This window comes from Coprococcus sp. AF51-11b1 (assembly GCF_027682785.1).
GTDB classification, from domain to species: domain Bacteria; phylum Bacillota; class Clostridia; order Lachnospirales; family Lachnospiraceae; genus Allocoprococcus; species Allocoprococcus comes.
Genome location: NZ_JAQCZB010000030.1, coordinates 1 through 3,298, shown reverse-complemented (window position 1 = coordinate 3,298; position 3,298 = coordinate 1). Strand labels below are relative to the sequence as shown.

The 3,298-nt window shown below is 38.7% G+C and carries 3 protein-coding genes; 2 read left to right on the top strand and 1 reads right to left on the bottom strand.

All coding sequences use genetic code 11. From position 1 onward, the window contains the following. Nucleotides 1-119 precede the first annotated feature (119 nt). Nucleotides 120-1,328 carry an IS110 family transposase gene (locus tag PGY05_RS16375; protein WP_055249025.1) on the bottom strand — a complete coding sequence of 403 codons (1,209 nt, stop codon included), beginning with the start codon at nucleotides 1,326-1,328 and terminating at the stop codon, nucleotides 120-122. A 295-nt stretch (nucleotides 1,329-1,623) separates the two neighbouring features. Here PGY05_RS16375 and PGY05_RS16370 point away from each other — a divergent pair, with 295 nt between their 5' ends. Further along, nucleotides 1,624-2,688, top strand: a complete 1,065-nt coding sequence (locus tag PGY05_RS16370; protein ID WP_117558430.1) for an FUSC family protein — start codon at nucleotides 1,624-1,626, stop codon at nucleotides 2,686-2,688. Continuing rightward, nucleotides 2,678-3,250, top strand: coding sequence for a CDP-alcohol phosphatidyltransferase family protein (locus PGY05_RS16365; RefSeq protein WP_055158680.1), 573 nt, complete (start codon nucleotides 2,678-2,680; stop codon nucleotides 3,248-3,250). The genes PGY05_RS16370 and PGY05_RS16365 overlap by 11 nt, the downstream gene beginning before the upstream one ends. Nucleotides 3,251-3,298: the final 48 nt, after the last annotated feature.

The following is a 3,298-nucleotide window of genomic DNA, read 5'->3' as shown; positions in this document are numbered from 1 at the left end:
AGCCTGCAAATAAAAAGTCAAGGCTAAATTGAAGAACATTGAAAATTTTATACAGGTTGAAAATTAGGTATCAAAATAAGACCACCACACCCGTGCTGGTCTGAGAATTATAATGATGATTAGGATTCAGGAAGAGATGAAAGATATTCTTTCACTCGTCCGTAATAGATTCTTAGAAACTTGTTGGCACCTGCAGTCATATAGACATAATAAGGCTTGCCTTGTGCCCGTTTCTTATCTATGAACTGATACACAGGATCATCCTGTGGGTGTGTTTTTATTAAGACATCCATTACCTGAAATAAAGTCTTTCTAAGATCAGATGAGCCTCGTTTTGAAGTTGGAACACTTTTTTGTTCATAACTTCCCGATTCATTAACACCGGGATCTACACCGGCAAAAGCAGTAATAGCACCTTTATGGGTAAAACGGGAAACATCACCAATCTCAGCCATCAATTGAGGACCAAGCGAAGCACCAACCCCTTTCATCGCCATAACAATAGGATACTCTGGGAGTTTGGATGCAGTTTCATTCATAAGTGTGCGTAGTGATTCAACGGTTGTAGAAGCACTGTTAAGCTGATTTACAGCCTGCTTGATAATAAGCTTTGTAATGTCATCCTTAGGAAGTACAGGAACAAGTTCCTTTGCTTTTCCATAGATTTCCTCAGCTTTGGATTGGCTGAAGTTGTACTTCTTACGTTTGCACCAGTTTTGATAATGGTCGATAAAGGCATTCAGAGACATTTTACGGACACAGTCCACATGCCAGTATGTAGATGCAAAATCAACCCATTTCTGGCTGCCGTCACTGCGTGCAGGACTGTCAAAGTAAGTATTAACACCAGGATAGGTTTGGTCAAGGATGCCGATAAGATTATTTTTCATAGCCGTCTTGTGCTTCATGTAAAAGCCGAACTGACGGTTCATGGTTTTGAGCTGATTGCGTAATTCATCCATAACATTATACTGTTTAAGATTTTGCCATTTGTCAAGAGCATATCGGGCAATCTTAACAGAATCCGCTTTATCAGATTTCACTTTACGAAGAGAATCATTATCAAAGTCTTTGATAAGTTTTGGGTTAATGGCACTGACGAAAAGATTTGCCTTTGAAAGCTGATGGGCGAGGACTTCATAATAACGTCCTGTGTGCTCCATCACGATTCGGGACTCCCCTTCAACAGAGTTGATGAGTTCTACAAGTGAATGGATATCACTGGCTGTGTGTTTGATTTCGAAAGGTGCGGAAACAATTTCACCGAAAGGTCGCATGATAGCAACCATACTCTTACCTTTTGAAACATCGATACCTACTGCGTTCATAAATTGTCACTCCTTAAGATTATTGCAATGGATAAATACCAGTTTTACTCATTGCCTATTCAATCTACTGTGGTGTGACGCGAATGCACCTATGGCGATTCAACCTGCATAAAACGAACGCTGCGAATGAGGAGCTGGTTATCAGTCTAATTTACGGACGCGAAGTCCAAGATTGGAAGACGATATACCGATTGCTCCATCATTATACAGCTTAAGCAACAAGATGGATAATTCCTTACTGGCTGTAAGGGATATTAACCATAAACATATTGTAGTAGAAGATGGGAGAATTTATATGACATTTTATCAGGAGTTGCAGTTAAATCAGGCAGGTTCTAAAAACCTGTTGAAAAAGAGTGAAACACTAAAAGAAAAATTATATCATATGTGGGTATATCTGGTGAAGATAGCTGTTACATTGGCATTTTGTTTTTTCTTTGTTAGTATTTTCAGCATCCTATTTGGAAATGAGAACAGCATTGTAGGTGTAGTGGTCTTATTATGTCTCATGGTGTTTAGAAATGCGGATCTGGGGATCCACACCGGACAATCTACGATGCTTTTGGCTTTGTTCTTTGTAATTATGACTGTATGTCCGCATTTAGCAAATCAGTTTTCACCGGTATTGGGAATGCTGTTAAATATTGCGGCACTGGCTGTGTTGATTCTGTTCGGATGCCATAATCCATTCATGTTTAATCAATCTACATTGGTTCTTGGGTATCTGCTGCTATATGGTTATGATGTTACGGGAAAAAGCTATCAGATGCGATTAGTCGGAATGGCTTTAGGTGCAGCACTTACCTGCTTCGTATTTTATCGAAATCATAAAAACAGAACTTATAAAAGAAATCTGAAAGATCTGATACAAGAATTTGATATCACTTCTTCCAGAACAAAATGGCAGATATGTCAGATTTTATGCGTACCGATTGTCCTTTGCATTGCAGAACTTTGTAATATGCCACGTGCAATGTGGGCTGGTATTGCGGCCATGTCCGCGATTTTGCCGTTTATGGAAGATATGCACTACAGAGTCCGTAAAAGGATTGTCGGAAATATTGCAGGTGTTATATGTTTTACAGTATTATATTTTCTGCTTCCTTCGTCAATCTATGCATATATAGGAATTCTTGGTGGAATCGGTGTAGGACTTTCAGCACAATATGGCTGGCAGGCAGTATTTAACACATTTGGTGCTTTAGCCATTGCTGCAGAGACTTATGGACTACAAGGAGCGGTTAGTCTTAGAGTGATTCAAAATGTTTTTGGTGTTGTGTTTGCTTTAGCATTTTGTGTTATATTTTATTGGTTTATGTCTAAAAAAAAGGAAAGTGAAGTGACTGTACATGCAGAGTGAAGTGAATCAGGAAGAAAATTTGAATAGAATTATTACGGTTCCTAATCTTCTTTCTTTTTTTCGGCTTTGTCTGATTCCGGTAATTATATGGAGTTATTGTGTAAAGAAAAATCCTCTGTTAGCTGGTGAAATCTTATTGCTGTCTGGTTTTACGGATCTTGCTGATGGATATATCGCAAGAAGATTCCATAGGATTAGTAATTTAGGAAAAATACTTGATCCGGTGGCTGATAAGCTGACACAGGCAGCGATGTTAATCTGTCTGTTTACTCGTTTTCCGCATATGCTTCTGCTAATCGTTATAATGGCAGGTAAGGAACTCTATATGGCAGTTAGTGGATGTCTTGTGATACGAAAAACAGGAAAAGTACATGGTGCGGACTGGCATGGAAAGATAGTAACCTTTTTATTATATGGAACTGCAGCGGTGCATATTATATGGTTCCACATTACACCGATGGTATCAGATCTGTTGATTGGTTTGTGCGCTATAATGATGGTCATATCGGTCGCTCTGTATATTATCCAGAATACCAGGACTCTTAAGGGAGAGACTGTATAAGCAATTTTATATTGCAATGACTAGAAAAATATTTAGGAGAAGATAGAT

Excerpts from the sequence above, each read along its gene's own strand:
- PGY05_RS16375 (WP_055249025.1), bottom strand. The coding sequence starts at position 1,328 with ATGAACGCAGTAGGTATCGATGTTTCAAAAGGTAAGAGTATGGTTGCT.
- PGY05_RS16365 (WP_055158680.1), top strand. The coding sequence starts at position 2,678 with ATGCAGAGTGAAGTGAATCAGGAAGAAAATTTGAATAGAATTATTACG.
- PGY05_RS16370 (WP_117558430.1), top strand. The coding sequence starts at position 1,624 with ATGACATTTTATCAGGAGTTGCAGTTAAATCAGGCAGGTTCTAAAAAC.